The 14932-nt window shown below is 65.2% G+C and carries 14 protein-coding genes; 7 read left to right on the plus strand and 7 right to left on the minus strand.

What is annotated here, in order from left to right:
- The first annotated feature begins 42 nt into the window (after window positions 1-42).
- The 3 genes from BAY61_RS31450 (at window position 43) to BAY61_RS31455 (ending at window position 2757) form a co-directional block, all read left to right on the plus strand.
- Entirely contained in the window at window positions 43-1239 is a 1197-nt protein-coding gene (locus tag BAY61_RS31450) for an ATP-binding protein (protein ID WP_091806137.1), read from the plus strand.
- Between the two features lie 210 nt (window positions 1240-1449).
- The gene (locus tag BAY61_RS33230) at window positions 1450-1611 is read left to right on the plus strand and encodes a hypothetical protein (protein ID WP_170140108.1); all 162 of its coding nucleotides are present in this window, start codon (window positions 1450-1452) and stop codon (window positions 1609-1611) included.
- 195 nt (window positions 1612-1806) lie between these two features.
- The gene (locus BAY61_RS31455) at window positions 1807-2757 is read left to right on the plus strand and encodes a bifunctional helix-turn-helix transcriptional regulator/GNAT family N-acetyltransferase (protein ID WP_091806140.1); all 951 of its coding nucleotides are present in this window, start codon (window positions 1807-1809) and stop codon (window positions 2755-2757) included.
- Here BAY61_RS31455 and BAY61_RS31460 read toward each other — a convergent pair.
- Genes BAY61_RS31460 through BAY61_RS31470 form a run of 3 tightly spaced genes read right to left on the minus strand, consistent with a single transcriptional unit; the run spans window position 2739 to window position 5275 of the window.
- The gene (locus BAY61_RS31460) at window positions 2739-3302 is read right to left on the minus strand and encodes a peroxidase-related enzyme (protein ID WP_091806142.1); all 564 of its coding nucleotides are present in this window, start codon (window positions 3300-3302) and stop codon (window positions 2739-2741) included. The two genes, BAY61_RS31455 and BAY61_RS31460, sit on opposite strands and share 19 nt — an antisense overlap.
- A gap of 51 nt (window positions 3303-3353) precedes the next feature.
- Window positions 3354-5000: a monocarboxylate uptake permease MctP gene (gene mctP, locus BAY61_RS31465; protein WP_091806145.1), complete on the minus strand. Its 1647-nt coding sequence runs from the start codon at window positions 4998-5000 to the stop codon at window positions 3354-3356.
- Window positions 4997-5275: a DUF3311 domain-containing protein gene (locus BAY61_RS31470; RefSeq protein ID WP_091806148.1), complete on the minus strand. Its 279-nt coding sequence runs from the start codon at window positions 5273-5275 to the stop codon at window positions 4997-4999. The genes mctP and BAY61_RS31470 overlap by 4 nt, the downstream gene beginning before the upstream one ends.
- A gap of 144 nt (window positions 5276-5419) precedes the next feature.
- Between BAY61_RS31470 and BAY61_RS31475 the strand changes: the two genes are divergently transcribed.
- A complete protein-coding gene (locus BAY61_RS31475) occupies window positions 5420-6250 on the plus strand; it encodes a septum formation family protein (protein WP_476742280.1) in 831 nt (276 codons plus the stop codon).
- Window positions 6251-6330: 80 nt separating this feature from the next.
- Window positions 6331-7938: an alpha/beta hydrolase gene (locus BAY61_RS31480; RefSeq protein WP_091806154.1), complete on the plus strand. Its 1608-nt coding sequence runs from the start codon at window positions 6331-6333 to the stop codon at window positions 7936-7938.
- Window positions 7939-7993: 55 nt separating this feature from the next.
- Here the strand turns inward: BAY61_RS31480 and BAY61_RS33235 are convergent, their stop codons facing one another.
- Entirely contained in the window at window positions 7994-8131 is a 138-nt protein-coding gene (locus BAY61_RS33235) for a hypothetical protein (RefSeq protein WP_170140109.1), read from the minus strand.
- A 174-nt stretch (window positions 8132-8305) separates the two neighbouring features.
- Here BAY61_RS33235 and BAY61_RS31485 point away from each other — a divergent pair, with 174 nt between their 5' ends.
- Window positions 8306-8632, plus strand: coding sequence for a helix-turn-helix domain-containing protein (locus BAY61_RS31485; RefSeq protein WP_091806157.1), 327 nt, complete (start codon window positions 8306-8308; stop codon window positions 8630-8632).
- Between the two features lie 86 nt (window positions 8633-8718).
- The gene (locus BAY61_RS31490; protein WP_091806160.1) at window positions 8719-10020 is read left to right on the plus strand and encodes an Nramp family divalent metal transporter; all 1302 of its coding nucleotides are present in this window, start codon (window positions 8719-8721) and stop codon (window positions 10018-10020) included.
- A gap of 100 nt (window positions 10021-10120) precedes the next feature.
- Here BAY61_RS31490 and BAY61_RS31495 read toward each other — a convergent pair whose 3' ends face one another.
- From BAY61_RS31495 to BAY61_RS31505, 3 genes are all read right to left on the minus strand, one after another.
- Complete coding sequence (locus tag BAY61_RS31495) at window positions 10121-11950, minus strand: phosphoenolpyruvate carboxykinase (GTP) (RefSeq protein WP_091806162.1); 1830 nt, start codon at window positions 11948-11950, stop codon at window positions 10121-10123.
- A 335-nt stretch (window positions 11951-12285) separates the two neighbouring features.
- On the minus strand, window positions 12286-12981 hold the full coding sequence (locus tag BAY61_RS31500; RefSeq protein ID WP_091806165.1) for a hypothetical protein: 696 nt from the start codon (window positions 12979-12981) through the stop codon (window positions 12286-12288).
- An 86-nt stretch (window positions 12982-13067) separates the two neighbouring features.
- Window positions 13068-14921 (minus strand): dynamin family protein, encoded by a 1854-nt coding sequence (locus BAY61_RS31505; RefSeq protein WP_091806168.1) that lies wholly within the window; start codon window positions 14919-14921, stop codon window positions 13068-13070.
- Window positions 14922-14932: the final 11 nt, after the last annotated feature.

Genomic DNA, 14932 nt, shown 5'->3' on the forward strand with positions numbered 1-14932 from the left:
GAATATCGAACTGGAGCTAGAAAACCCAATAGTGTCCTTGCGATGGACCCGGTGCGGAATCCGTTCGCGCCCGGCGCGGGGCAGCGCCCGCCCGAGCTGGCAGGCCGTGAACGCGAGTTGCAGGCATTCGAGGTGGTTCTCGAACGCGTGGCCAGGGGAAGACCAGAACGAAGCCTCGTGCTGACCGGCCTCCGTGGAGTCGGCAAGACCGTGTTGCTCGGCGAACTCCGGTCGATGGCGATCCGGCACGGCTGGGGTGCGGGCAAGGTCGAGGCGCGCCCCGAAGCCGAGCTACGGCGTCCGCTCTCGGCCGCCCTGCACCGCGCGATCAGGGATCTGGCCGTCAGGCACAGGGCACCGGACCGCGTCGACGAGGTGCTGGCCGTCCTCAAGGCCTTCGCGCTCAAGGCCAACCGGCCGGATGCCAAACTGCGCGACCGGTGGCAGCCTGGCATCGACGTACCTCCCGCACAGGGCAGGGCCGATTCCGGTGACATCGAGATCGACCTCGTGGAGCTGTTCACCGAGGTCGCCGAGCTCGCCGCCGACGTGGGCACCGGTGTCGCACTGCTCATCGACGAGATCCAGGACCTCGTTCCCGACGACGTATCCGCGCTGTGCGCGGCCTGCCACGAACTGTCCCAGTCGGGCGCACCACTCGTCGTCGTCGGGGCTGGTCTGCCACACGTACCCGCGGTCCTTTCCGCATCGAAGTCCTACTCGGAACGCCTCTTTCGCTACACGCGGATCGACCGGCTCGACCGTGGCGACGCCGACCGCGCCGTTCTCGCTCCGGTCGAACGCGAGGAGGCCGAAATCGCGCCGCACGCGCTCGACGCGCTGTTCACCGCGTCCGGCGGCTATCCCTACTTCATCCAGGCTTACGGAAAGGCCGCGTGGGACGCCGCCCCCTCAAACCCGATCACCGAGGAAGACGTCAGGGTCGCGGCACCCGAGGCGGAAGCCGAGCTCGCGGTCGGGTTCTTCGGATCGCGCTACGAACGCGCGACACCGGCCGAGCGGGAGTACCTGCGGGCGATGGCCGAGCTGACCCAGGGCAGGGACGAGAGCGCTGGCACCTCGGATGTGGCCGTCTACCTCGGCCGCAAGCCGTCGTCACTGTCGCCCGCGAGAGACAGCCTCATGAAGAAGGGCCTCGTGTACTCGGGGGAGCGGGGGCACATCGCCTTCACCGTGCCGCACTTCGGCAACTATCTGCTCAGCCGCATCGACGATTGACTCTTCTACCGGTATCTAGCACCTGAGCTATACAGCGCCATAGAGCGCGATGGGCACTTCCGAACCCGGAAGTAACCAGGATCTGCCGATGATCGTCCGGATAGTAAGCCACCTCACCGGATAATCGATGGCAACTTTGTGAAAAAAGGCGCATACTAGATGACGTACCGGAAACCCACAAGACCCCATGAGGGAATGAAGTAAAAGCCGATGAACAACATCGCTGCTCGTTACCGTGCCCGTCGTGCCGAGACCCGTACCCGGCGTGCCATCAACCGTGCGATCGACAACGCGGCCACCGCGACCGTTCGCCAGGAACTCATCTCGATCGCGCAGACCCGGCCGCGTCGTTCTGAGACCTCGCGCATGTGACCTGAATTACAATCAGCTCAGGGTGTAACGCTGCGGAAGATGCGGTCGATACCCCTGATGACCCCGTGATGCTGGCGGACCCCCGACCTGGCAGCATCACGGGGTTTCCATATTTCTGACCTCCACAACGTTCACCTGCCTTGCGCTCGGTCTGCTCTTACGTTTGACTAAGTCAACGAATTAGTTGGAGTAGTCATGAATGAGTTGGCACGCCGGGTCGGCGGAGTTCGCGCCTTCAACCGGATGTACACGCGAGTCATCGGCGCTCTCGACGAAGGACTTGTCGGCTCCGCCCATTCCCTCAGCGAGGCGAGGGTCCTTTACGAACTGGCCCGCGAGGGCGTCGGCGAGGTCGCCGACCTGCGCAACCGGCTCGATCTCGACGCGGGCTACGCCAGCAGGCTGCTCGCCAAACTCGAAGCACAGGAACTGCTCGTTCGCGGCAGGTCCGACACCGACGCGAGGCGACAGACCGTCAGCCTCACCGAGCGGGGCCTCACCACACAGCAAGCGCTCGAACGCGACACGGAGGCGCAGATCGAGGCGCTGCTCGGCACGCTGACCGAAGCCGACCAACGCCGGCTGCTCTCCGCCATGGACACCATCAGCACCCTGCTCGGTGACCGGCCGAAAGACCCCGCACTCGTACTCCGGCCACCTCGCGCCGGCGACTACGGCTGGATCGTGCAGCGGCATGGCGAACTGTACGGCGAGGAACACGGCTACAACGCCGAGTTCGAAGCGCTCGTAGCCAGGGTCGTCGCCGACTACGTCTCGGCAACCGGCACACCGGGTCACGCCTGCTGGATCGCCGAACTCGACGGCAACCCGGTCGGCTCCGTGATGTGTGTGCGCGCCGACGACACCGGCGCGACGGCCAAACTCCGGTTGCTGCTCGTCGAGCCGAGCGCACGAGGGACAGGACTCGGCAGACGGCTCGTCACCGAGTGCGTCGCGTTCGCCCGCACCAGCGGCTACCGCGAAATGGAGCTGTGGACGCAGAGCGAGCTGTCGGCGGCTCGCGGCCTCTACAAACGCGTCGGCTTCGAACTCGGCAGCAGCGAACCACACCAGAGCTGGGGCAGAACCGATCTGGTCTCCGAGGTATGGCGGATGCCGCTGACGCCTCAGCGGCCCATCGCGTAGAACTCCGGATTCGGTCGCAGGGCGGTCAGGTGGGCGAGCCGGTTGGACATCGCGAACAACGCGGTGATCGAACCGATGTCCCAGATCTCGTCGTCGGAAAGGCCCGACTCCCTCGCGGCGGCCAACTCCCGGTCCCCGAACCGCGCGGAGTCCTGAACGAGCGCCAGCGCGAGATCGACGATCGCGCGCCCGCGCTCATCCAGCTCCACCTGCCACGGATTACCGGCGACCCGATCCGCCAGCTCCGGATCCTTCGCGCGGATCCGCAGGATCGCGCCGTGCGCCACCACGCAGTAGGTGCAGTGATTCGCACTGGAGGTGGCCACGACGACCAGTTCCCGCTCGGCCTTGGTCAGTCCGTGCTCACGGTCCATCAACGCGTCGTGATAGTCGAGGAATGCCCTCAGCTCGGCAGGCCGACGCCCGAGTGCCAGGAAGATGTTCGGCACGAACCCTGACTTCTCGGCGATCGCGCCGATCCGTTCGCGCAGGTCCTCGGGTAGCTCGTCCGGTTCTACGGTGCCGAACCTGCTCACCTCGTCCATGGGCTCACCTCGCTCACTCTTCTCCTCCCACGCTAACGGGGCAGGCGCTCGTCAGTGCGGCGCGGCGACGGGGCGCAGGTTCTTGTCCCCTTCGTCGACGTGATAGTCCTCCGGGTTGGTGATATCGGTTCCGTTGAACACCTTCAGCCGCCGCGCGATCGCGGACACCACGACGGCGACGATCAGGTTCGCGGCAAGCGCGACGATGCCGACGTAGATCTGCACCGTGGAACCGGCGAACGGTTGCCAGCCGAACAGGTTCAGTTTGTCGAGCGCGAGCGCGGAACCTCCGAAGTGGGCCTTGCCGGTCGCGGGATTCGGGATGTCGTAGAGCAGCAACATGCCCCACGCCATACCGGCGACCCAGCCCGCGATGAGTCCCCACCTGTGCAGCCACCGCGTGTACAACGCGATGGCGACGGCGGGCAGGGTCTGCAGAATGATCACCCCGCCGATCAACTGGAGGTCGATCGAGAACTGCGGGTCGATGAAGAGAATGAACCCGACGGCACCGAATTTGACCACGAGCGACGCGAGCTTGGCCTGCTTGGCCTCTTGCGCGTGGCTGGCGTCGCGTTTGATGAACTCCTTGTAGATGTTGCGGGTCCACAGGTTCGCCGCCGCGATCGACATGATCGCCGCCGGTACGAGTGCGCCGATACCGATCGCGGCGAACGCGATGCCCGCGAACCACGCTGGGAACTCTCCGTCGAACAGCCTCGGGATGATCGTGTTGGTGTCCGGCCTTCCCGTCGCTTCGTTGGTGAGCGGCACGATGCCCGCCGCGATCGCGATGAAGCCGAGCAGCGCAAGCAGGCCGAGCAGCAGTGAATACGCGGGCAACGCCGACATGTTGCGTTTCAGCACGTTGCGCCCTCGCGAGGCGAGCACCCCTGTCACCGAGTGCGGGTAGAGGAAGAGCGCGAGCGCGGAGCCGAGCGCGAGCGTGGCGTACTGGAGCTGGTTGTTCGGATTCAGCAGCACGCCGTCCGACGTGGCCTCCGAGGCCGCGAATTTCTCCTCGGCCGCCGAGAAGATCTCACCCCAGCCGCCGAGCTTGATCGGAAGGTAGATCACCGCGACGAGGATGACGACGTAGATCAGCAGGTCCTTGACGAAGGCGATCAGCGCGGGCGCTCGCAGTCCGGACTGATAGGTATAGACCGCGAGAATAATGAAGGCGATCAGCAGCGGCAGGTGCCCGAGGAACCCGCTCGCGTTGAACCCCATCGTGCGCAGCACCGATTCGAGTCCGACGAGCTGAAGCGCGATGTAGGGCATCGTCGCGACGATGCCGGTGATCGCGACAAGGGTGGCCAGCACGGGCGAGCCGTAACGGCCCTTGACGAAGTCAGCTGGCGTGACGTAGCCGCGAGCGCGGGAGACCGACCACAGGCGTAGCAACGGCAGGAACACGATCGGGTAGGCGATGATCGTGTAGGGCAGCGCGAAGAACCCGGTCGCACCGGCACTGAACAGCAGCGCGGGAACGGCGACGAACGTATAGGCGGTGTAGAGGTCGCCGCCGATCAGGAACCACGTGATCCACGAACCGAACTTGCGGCCACCGAGTCCCCACTCGTCGAGGTGGTCGAGTGTCGAGCCCGCCTTCCATCGCGAAGCCACGAACCCGAGAACCGTGACAAGCAGGAACAACGCGCCGAAGATGACGAGTTCGGGCCATTGCAGGTCGTTCACCGACCGCTCCCCTCATCGAGTTCGTCGACGTCGGCGGCCTCGCCACCGGCCGGTGGGGCCGGTTCGCTCTTCGTCTTGAAGTAGACGAGCGAGGTGCAGGTGACACCGATCGCGATTCCGACAAACTGGAACCAGTAGAAGAACGGCATCCCGAACAGTTCGGGATCGTGCCGGTTGTAGAGGGGCGTGAAGAGGATCCAGAGGGGAACGAGCAGCAGCAGGTTCCATGGTCTGAATCGAAGTCCAGACCCTTTTTCCCCAGCTCGCGGTGCCATAGGGTTCACCAGCTCTCGTCATGCTTGCTGTTACGCCGCACTAACGCGGCGTTGACTCTAAGTGCTTCGCCTGGTCCCTCGGTAGGGTCAATTCCGATGTCTGTACAGGGATTAGTGCGTTCGGCGGCAATCGTTGTTGTCGCGATGACCTTGGCGGGATGCGCGAGCCGGATCACCGGAACCGCGGGGCCGGTGACCACCGCGGAAACGGGAGCAGGCGAACAACCCGCGCCCCAGCGACCGGATGGCAGGGGTGAGACAAGCACACCGATAGCCGAACCGGGACAGTGCATGGACGGGAACAGTACGGCGCCGGTCGATTGCGAAGATTCGCACACCGTGGAAATGACGAAAAAGGGAACTTTCGGACAGGACATGCCTGTCGAATCACCCGATCAGGCAACTGTTTTCCGCAATGCATTTCCGGTATGCAGGCAAGCCGCCGCCGACTATCTCGGCAACGAAAGCTACGACGCGACCCGGCTCGGCGCCTGGATCGTCTGGCCCGACGCCGAGCAATGGCGAGAAGGACAACGCTGGTACCGGTGCGGAGTCGCGCAGATCAGCCAAGACGGTTCGGCCGAGTCGCGCACCGGTTCCGCGAAGGACGTGCTCGCGGGCGAAGGTCTGTACCGATTCCAGTACTGCTCGTCGGTCCGGCCGTCCGAACAGGACCCTCGACAGCTCCCGTGCGATCGGCCGCACGTCGCGGAAGCCATCGGCGTCGTACCGGCCGGAAAGCCCACGGATCCGATTCCCGGCGAGCGGGCCTTCGACGCGATGGCCGAGCCGGTGTGCTCCGATCTGGCCGCGCGCTACCTCGGCGCCGTTCGCGACGACGTTCGCGTCACGTGGCGGTGGCCGGACCAGACCAACTGGCGGGCCGGATTCACCAACGTGACCTGCTATGTGGAGACGGAAGATCCGGTCGGCGAACCCCTTCGGGGGATCGGAATGGCACCGCTGCCCAAATAAATCCTACGAATGCACGGTTGCCCCGACGGCTTGCTGCGGATTCAATGTTCCGCGACAAAGTAACCCGAGGGGACAACTACATGAAAAGAATTCGCCTCGCCGTACTCGCTCCGGCGACGGCGGCGACGTTGCTCGCCGGTCTCACCCCGGCGATGGCGGAGCAGCCCAGTACGCGTCAGTACCCCGATACCGGCATTCCAGCGCACTACGCCGAGCAGACATTGGACTGGCATCCGTGTGGCGAGGACGAATTGCCGTCGGCCCCACCCGAGGGCGCCGAGGACATCGAGTGCGCCACCTACCTGAGCCCACAGGACTGGACCAATCCCGACGAGGGCATCGACATCACGATCGCGGTCAGCAGACTCAAGGCGACGATGGGGCCGGCCACCGCGAGCGTGCTCACCAATCCCGGCGGTCCTGGCGCTCCCGGCAGGAGCTTCCCGGCCAAGCTCCGTAAGCAGGACAAGGTGAGGGAGCACCAGGAGGTCATCGGCTTCGATCCGCGCGGAACCGGCAAGAGCACCAACATCACGTGCGGGGACGCGGTCGGCACCGGCGGCTCGCTCGATCCGCGTGACCGCAGCAGGGAAAACCTGAAGCTCATCCTCGACGCGACCGAGTACGCGGCCGACTCGTGCCAGGTGAAATCGGGTGAACTCGGCCCGCTCGTCAACACCTTCCAGACGGTCAACGACATCGACCTGCTCAGAGTCCTGCTCGGTCGGGACAAGATCAACTGGGTGGGCTACTCGGCAGGCACCTGGCTCGGCGCGCACTACGCGCAGCGGTTCCCGCAGCACACCGGCCAGTTCGTTCTCGACTCGGCAACGGAGTTCACGACCACGTGGCAGCGGTCCTTCGACTGGCAGCCACTCGGGTTCGAACGAAGGTGGCGCGAGGACTTCCTGCCGTGGCTTGCGAAATACGACTCGCTGTACCACTTCGGAACGACCGGCGAGGAAACGCTACAGACGTACGAGGACGTACGGGCGAAGCTCGCCGAGCAACCGGTCAAGCTCGACGACGAGAAGGTCGGCCCGAACGAACTCGACGGCGCGATCGCCGCGCAGCTCTACGACAAGCGGGCGTTTCCGGAGTTGGCCGACTATCTCGTCAGCGTCCGCACGCTGACCGATGGAGAAGCCGAAGCAGACCAGCAGGCCGCGGCACAGGAGAAGGTGAAGGCAGGCGTCTCCGACATCAAGGCGCTCGGACCGCAGCCACTCGTGGTGCCAAGCGATTACGACGACGCTTACGACGCCAGCTTCTGGACCATCCCCTGCAACGAAGGTCCGTGGTTCGGCAACCGCAACAGCGTTGTGCGGCAATCCGAACAGCTCGGCGCCGACTACCCGCTGCTTGGCTGGGGCTGGTTGATCCAGCCGTGCATCTTCTGGAACAACCGGCCTGCCGCTCTGCCCAAGTTGGACGGTGAAGGCGTCCCGCCTGTCCTCATCGTCCAGTCCGAACACGACCCAGCGACCCCGATCGAAGGCGCGCGGCGGGCTCACGAAAACTTCGCCGGCTCCCGGATGCTCACGATCACCGACGAGGGCGATCACGGCGTCTACGCGAGCGGGAACACGTGCGCGGACGACATCGTCGAGGACTTCCTCGTCGACGGCGTCGTCCCCGACGACACGTCGTGTCCTGGCGTCCCGCTACCGGTTCCCCCCGGAGCCTGACGAGCACACTCTGCCCCCGTGGATGATCCACAGGCCGTCCCCAAGAACGGCCGAATCATCCACGGGGGCTTTTGTTGTCCACAAGGTCATCCTCATGCTCCTCGCCGAGGTCCACACTGAGCGCGCCTCCCCACACGGCGAGGACCGTGGCGCCGAGCCCGACGATCAACATCGCCACTCCTGCCAAGATCATGGCCACTTCCTCCCCTCGGAATGTGACTGCCATCACTATCGATAGACGCGGAGGGGTCGCGCGGGGTTCGACTCTCGAGGTTTCGCTTCGGTCTCGACGCATTTCTCCACAGCCTGTGCACAGAGTTGTCCACAGGCTGTGTGCAAATGTGGATGCGGTATTAGTATCGGGGGCGTGGTACGAGTGCCGTTGACCGAAGCAGAGCGAGCGAGGGGCGAGCGGCTAGGTGCCGCGCTCCGCGACGCGCGAGGCCAGAGGAGCATGGTGGACATCGCGGCGGAAGCCGGGATCTCCGTCGAAACCCTCCGCAAGATCGAAACCGGCAGGATCCCGACCCCTGCCTTCTTCACCGTCGTCGCGCTCGCGAACGCCGTCGGTGTCCCGCTCGACGAGCTCCGCGATCTCGCGGACAGCACAGACAGCGCGGACGGAGTAAGAGGCGCGGGAGAAACGGTTCCGGTCGCGAATCAGGGCTCCGTCTCCCTACCAGCCGTTTCCTGATCCGGAGCGCGGTCCGCCGGGAAAGTTTTTGCTGACGCGCGGAAAATTCTTCCAGTGCGCATGTGGTCCGCGTTACCTTTCCACGCATGTCGGACAAGGTCGGTTCGGAAAACGCGGTAGCCGTGCCCGTCGGATGGCGGGCGAAGTTGCGTCAGGTCGGCCCCGGCATGATGGCCGCGGCGACCGGTGTCGGTGCCGGTGACCTCGTCGCCACGATGGTCGCGGGCTCGCGCTTCGGCTACACACTGCTGTGGGCCGTCGTCGTCGGCACGATCTTCAAAATCGCGCTCGCCGAAGCCGTCGGCCGCTGGCACCTGGCTTCCGGCAAGACGATCATCTCCGGCTGGCGCACCCTCGGCATGTGGGTGCTCGTCTACTTCGGCGCCTACGCGGTCGTGTGGGGTTTCGTGTACGGCGCCACCGCGATGTCGGCTTCGGCGTTGCCCCTCAACGCGCTCTTCCCCGACATCTCGGTGCGCTACTGGGGCATGATCTGCGGCGTCGTCGGTTTGACGCTGGTGATGTTCAGCAGGTACGGGATCATCGAGAAGTTCATGACCTTCCTCGTGGGGATCATGTTCGTGACCGTCGTCGGGACGGCCATTCTGGTGACTCCGAACCTGCTCGACACACTCAACGGTTTCGTACCGCGTCTTCCCGATGGTTCGTTCGTCTACGTACTCGGCCTCGTCGGCGGAGTCGGCGGCACGATCACGATGGCCGCCTACGGGTACTGGACCATGGCGAAGGGCTGGCGCTCGGTGCGCTGGCTGTCCATGATGAGGCTCGACAACACGGTCGGCTACGTCACGACCGGCATCTTCGTCATCGCGATGCTCATCGTCGGTTCGGAGTTGCTGATCGGCCAGGAAATCATCTCCGGCGACGAGGGACTGCTCGTTCTCGGCGACACACTGGCCGCCGACTACGGTCAATGGGCGCGGATCCCGTTCCTCGTCGGCTTCTTCGCGGTGTCGTTCAGCTCGCTCGTCGGGGTCTGGAACGGGGTCAGCCTGCTGTTCGCCGACTGGTGGCGCACGCTGCGGCTGCCGGGAGTCGCCAAGGACGACACCGGGCTTTCCGACCTCGAAGACCACGACCGCAACGCCGGTGAGCGGAGCTGGGTCTACCGCGGCTACATGCTGTGGCTGACCTTCCCGCCGATGCTGTTGCTGTTCCTCGACCGGCCGTTCCAGGTGACGGTCGCCTACGGCGTGCTCGGCGCGCTGTTCATGCCGTTCCTCGCGGGCACCTTGCTGGTCCTGTTGAACACCAGCCGCGTACCGAGGGAAGGCCGGTCGGGCTGGCTGAGCAACTCGCTACTCACGATCTGCCTCGTGATGTTCGCCTACCTCGCCGTCGACGAGATCATCGGCACCTTCAGCTAGCGGAGTCCACAGTGTCCATCACGGCTACAGAAACGGCCCGGCCCCTCGCAACGAATGCGAGGGGCCGGGCCGTCGAGTACTTCGTGGACTTACAGCAAACTCAGCCGAGCCGCTGCTTGAGCGCCTCCAGTTCGTCGCGAAGCGACGAAGGCACCTCGCCGATCTTGTCGAACCATTCCTCGATCAGCGGAATTTCCTTCCGCCACTCGTCGACGTCGACATCGAGCGCTGCCTGGATGTCGGCGAGCGGTTCGGAAAGACCTTCGACGTCGAGGTCTTCGGCACGCGGCACGAAGCCGACCGGCGTCTCGGCGGCCGAGCCCTTGCCTTCGATCCGGTCGACGATCCACTTGAGCACGCGCGAGTTCTCGCCGAAACCGGGCCACAGGAACCGCTTGTCGTCACCACGACGGAACCAGTTGACGTAGAAGATCTTCGGCAGCTTGCCGTCGTCAGCGCCCTTGCCGATCTCCAGCCAGTGCTTGAAGTAGTCACCGGCGTGGTAGCCGAGGAACGGCAGCATGGCCATGGGGTCGCGGCGAACCTCGCCGACCTTGCCCGCGGCGGCCGCGGTCTTCTCCGACGACATCGTCGCGCCCATGAACACGCCGTGCTGCCAGTCCCTGGCCTCGTTGACCAGCGGAACCGTGGTCGCCCTGCGGCCGCCGAACAGGATCGCGGAGATCGGAACGCCCTTCGGGTCGTCCCACTCGTCGGCGAGAATCGGGCACTGCGACATCGGTGTGCAGTAACGCGAGTTCGGGTGCGCGGCAGGCACGCCGTTCTCACCGTCGGCAGGCGTCCAGTCCTGCTTCTTCCACGAGGTCAGGTGCTCGGGCTTGTTCTCCATGCCCTCCCACCAGATGTCACCGTCGTCGGTCAGCGCGACGTTGGTGTACACCGTGTTGCCCTTTTCGAGGGTGCGCATGGCATTCGGGTTGGTGTGCCAGTCGGTGCCCGGCGCGACACCGAAGAAACCGAACTCGGGGTTGATCGCGTAAAGCCTGCCGTCCTCACCGAACCGCATCCACGCGATGTCGTCACCGAGGGTTTCCGCCCTCCATCCGGGGATGGTGGGCTGGAGCATCGCGAGGTTCGTCTTTCCGCAGGCACTCGGGAAAGCCGCCGCGACGTAGTACGCCTTGTTCTCCGGCGAGATCAGCTTCAGGATCAGCATGTGCTCGGCGAGCCAGCCCTCGTCCCTTGCCATGACGGAGGCGATCCGCAGCGAGTAGCACTTCTTGCCGAGCAGCGAGTTGCCACCGTAGCCGGAACCGTAGCTCCAGATGGTCCTGCTCTCCGGGAAGTGGCTGATGTACTTGGTGTCGCTGCAAGGCCACGACACGTCCTGCTGACCCGGCTCCAGTGGAGCACCGACCGAGTGCAGGGCGGGAACGAACTCACGCTCTGTCCCATCGGCCTTGACGAACTTGTCGAGCGCCGCCGCTCCCATCCTCGTCATCACCCTCATGGAGGCAACGACGTAGGCGAAGTCGGTGACCTCGATGCCGAGCTTGGGGTTCTCGTCGCCGAGCGGCCCCATGCAGAAGGGAATGACATACATCGTGCGACCACGCATACAGCCCCGGTAGAGCTCGGTCATGGTCGCTTTCATCTCGTCGGGGCTGACCCAGTTGTTGGTCGGCCCCGCGTCCTCCTCGCGCTCCGAGCAGATGAAGGTCCGCTCTTCGACCCTCGCGACGTCACTCGGATCGGAAGCAGCCCAGAAGGAGTTGGGCGTCGATTTCAGCGGAACGAAGGTGCCGGCCTCGACGAGTTCGGCATTGATGCGTTCTGCCTCTTCGTCGGAGCCATCCACCCACACCACTCGGTCGGGGGTGGTCAACTCCGCGACCTCCCGCACCCAGGACAGCACTCCGCTGTGTGTCGTTGGCGCCTTGTCCAGACCGGGGATGGCTACTGCAGTCATCTCTTCTCCTGTCTTCGACGACAAGAGCCCACACCGCGAACTAGGAAGTCCGGATGCGGGCTCCGTTGCCGGCGACCGAATGGCTTGCGCGCACCGTCAAGCGGTGTGCTGGTTTTGGGGATTCCCTGAGAGTAGCGGGACAACCCACTGACCACCGAGGGCTGACCTGTCGGTTCTCTCACAAGAACGATCAGGGAATCGATTCAGTTGTCGCTGAATCGCGCCAGGAGTAAAGACTTTCCTGTTTGCACGAAAAGAGACCCGGCACGCCCTGCGTGCCGGGTCTCTTGATCTATGCCTGGTTAGCCCGTTTTGTGGTGGGCTCCGGGGTCAGTTCAGTTCTGGCTCATCCACAGGCCGGTGCCCGAGTCGATCCGTGCGACACCCTCGACGGCGGTGTCCTGGTCGCCGCCGCCCCACAGGCTGTCGCTGTCACTGCCCGTGCCGGCGGGCGCCGTGCCCTGCTCGGTCCACTCTCCGTCACCCGTGTGCTCGTAGGTGACCGAATTACCGGTCGAGTCGACGACGACCGCGACATCGGCCTGCCCGTCGCCGTCCTCGTCGGTGAAGGCGTAGGTGTTGCCCTGCTCGTCGGTGACCGTCGCCGTGTCATTGACACCGTCATCGTTGGTGTCGATCGTCGCCGGGCCGACTTCCATGTCACCGTCGGGCATGTCGGCGGTGATCGTTCCACCGCTCCCGGTCTGGGTGTCGGTGTCGTCCCCGGGAGGCGCGCCCTCCTCGGTGGAGACCCAGTCACCACTCGCTTCGTCGTACTCCGCGTAAGCCAGCGTCTGCCCCTGGGCATCGAGCTGGATGTACTCGTCGGCATGGCCGTCACCGTCGACATCGACGAACGCCTGGAGACTGCCGTCCTCGTGCTCGATGACCGCCGTGTCCTGGGTGCCGTCCTCATCGATGTCGAAGTTGACATCCGCTGAGTAGTCTTCGCCCTCGACGGTGATGGTCATCTCGTCCGACGTGCCGGTGGTATCGGTGGCGTCGGCCCCACCACTCTCGTCGACCCACACTGGGAACTCCCCCTCGTTGTCAGGGCTGGTAGTTGCTCGAAGTTTAGGACTCACCGTATTCCGGTTCGGTTCCACACACCAGCGGTTCAATCGTCTCGCGGGCGATCACGCAGCGCACGGATTCGGCCAAGATAGTTCTCGGCTCTCTCCCTGCCGTCGTGGACCTCCTTGACGCGCTTCGTGACAGCGGTGAGCTTCTTCGACCGTTCCTGCGCGTCCATCTTGATGGTCTTGTCGACCTCTTTGAGCTCGGCCTCGATCGCTTCGATTCGCCTGCTCAGCGCGTCGTCGAGGGCGAGGGAGAGCTGTTGCTCGGCCTCGATGAGCTGCTCGGCGACGAGCTGATCGAGCGTCGACCTCGCGTCGGCGATCGACTCGACGAGCCACTGCTTCGTGTGCTGTTTGTCGGCCGCGTGCCTGCGGGTGCGGGCCATCCACCAGCCCGCGCCGAGACCGATGACGATCGTCGCGGGCAGCACGACGGGATTGAAAAGGGCAAATCCGGCGAGCGGAGCGGCGGCGAGTTTGGCGGCGCCGGCGCCACCGGAGACACCCATGAACACGAGGAGTTTGTCCTCGGCGGTCGGTGGGCGTTTGTCGGGAGGGCGCAGTACGACCGGAGGGCCGCCTGCCCTCGCGAACTGCGACCGGATGATGTCCAGTTCCTCTGCTGAGAACAGCGCGGCCAGCGCCACCTCGGTGACCTGGTTGAGCCGGTAGCCCAGCTGTGCGGACACGCGCTGCGATATCGACTGGAGAGTCTGGTCGACCTGCTGCGGGAGCCCTGACAACTGCTCCCTGCTCGCCGCGTCGATCTGCTGCCGGAAGTACGTCTGCGCGTCACGCATCTGCCTGCTCGACTCATGGCCGAGCTCGACCCTCGTCCGCTGTACCTCGCCGCGCAGCTTGAGCTGCCAGCCTCTCGTCGAGGAACGACGTTCCGTCGTGAGCTGGTCGCGCCGCTCACGCAACTGCGCGGCCTCCGACTCGCCGGAGGTCAACGCCCTCCGCTCCGCGTTGAGCTTGGCTTCCTGCTCTCCGAGCGCGCTGGACAACGCGCGCAGCGTGTTGGCCTCTCCCAGCATGACCGAGCGGCCGACCAGCAGCTCCTGCATCGCGCTTTGCAGCTCCGCGACGCCGGATTTCTCCCTCAGCATCGCGGCGGCCTGCTCGTTCGGCGCCTTGTCGGCCATCTCGAACATCCGGGCCGACACCGCGTGGAAAGGGGCGTCGGCGAACCGGGGAGCGTGGTCGGCCAGCAGCCCGCGGTTCGCTTCGAGCACTTCCCGCCAGCCACGGAACTGGTCGATCTTGGACAGCGCGAACACCACCGTCTCGACCCTGTCGGCCATGGCCGACAGGAAATGCAGCTCACTCGCGGTGAAGGGAGAGGAGGCATCGACGACGAACAGCAGCGCGGTCGCGCTCGACGCGGCCTCCATCGCCAGCTCACCGTGCATCGCGTCGAGGCCACCGACGCCGGGTGTGTCGACGACGGAAAGCCGTTCCAGTAGTGGGACCGGCCCTGTCACCTCGACGTAGCGCGGAGGGAGCTGGCCTTCCGGCAGGTCGTGGGACGCGGAGACCCAGCGGACGAGTTCGTCGAGCGGAAACCCCACGGGCGCGAGCTGCCCCGGGTAGCACGCCTGCGCGAGCCATTCGTCCGAGTGATCGAAAACGAGGTAGGTGGACGTGGCGACATCGGCGTCGACCGGCGAGAGCCCATGTGTCGCCAACAGCGCGTTGACCAGCGAACTCTTGCCACGATTGGTCTCGCCGACCACCACGACCGACGGCTTCTTCGCGCGAGCCCTTCGCTGCTCCTCGACCCACTTGGCGGCCTGCGGGTCGAGTTCCCGCAACATCGCCAACAGCGCCTCGCGGGCCTGCTTGACCTGCGCGGGCAGCGTCGGCTTTCCGAGTGAGGGGGCCGTCGTCACAAAAGCGGACC

Origin of the sequence: Prauserella marina, assembly GCF_002240355.1 — a bacterium.
In the GTDB taxonomy this organism is placed as follows: Bacteria; Actinomycetota; Actinomycetes; order Mycobacteriales; family Pseudonocardiaceae; genus Prauserella_A; species Prauserella_A marina.

Excerpts from the sequence above, each read along its gene's own strand:
- BAY61_RS33230 (WP_170140108.1), top strand. The coding sequence starts at position 1,450 with ATGAACAACATCGCTGCTCGTTACCGTGCCCGTCGTGCCGAGACCCGT.
- BAY61_RS31495 (WP_091806162.1), bottom strand. The coding sequence starts at position 11,950 with ATGACTGCAGTAGCCATCCCCGGTCTGGACAAGGCGCCAACGACACAC.
- BAY61_RS31475 (WP_476742280.1), top strand. The coding sequence starts at position 5,420 with ATGACCTTGGCGGGATGCGCGAGCCGGATCACCGGAACCGCGGGGCCG.
- BAY61_RS31455 (WP_091806140.1), top strand. The coding sequence starts at position 1,807 with ATGAATGAGTTGGCACGCCGGGTCGGCGGAGTTCGCGCCTTCAACCGG.
- BAY61_RS31480 (WP_091806154.1), top strand. The coding sequence starts at position 6,331 with ATGAAAAGAATTCGCCTCGCCGTACTCGCTCCGGCGACGGCGGCGACG.
- BAY61_RS31460 (WP_091806142.1), bottom strand. The coding sequence starts at position 3,302 with ATGGACGAGGTGAGCAGGTTCGGCACCGTAGAACCGGACGAGCTACCC.
- BAY61_RS31490 (WP_091806160.1), top strand. The coding sequence starts at position 8,719 with ATGTCGGACAAGGTCGGTTCGGAAAACGCGGTAGCCGTGCCCGTCGGA.
- BAY61_RS31470 (WP_091806148.1), bottom strand. The coding sequence starts at position 5,275 with ATGGCACCGCGAGCTGGGGAAAAAGGGTCTGGACTTCGATTCAGACCA.
- BAY61_RS33235 (WP_170140109.1), bottom strand. The coding sequence starts at position 8,131 with ATGATCTTGGCAGGAGTGGCGATGTTGATCGTCGGGCTCGGCGCCACG.
- BAY61_RS31450 (WP_091806137.1), top strand. The coding sequence starts at position 43 with ATGGACCCGGTGCGGAATCCGTTCGCGCCCGGCGCGGGGCAGCGCCCG.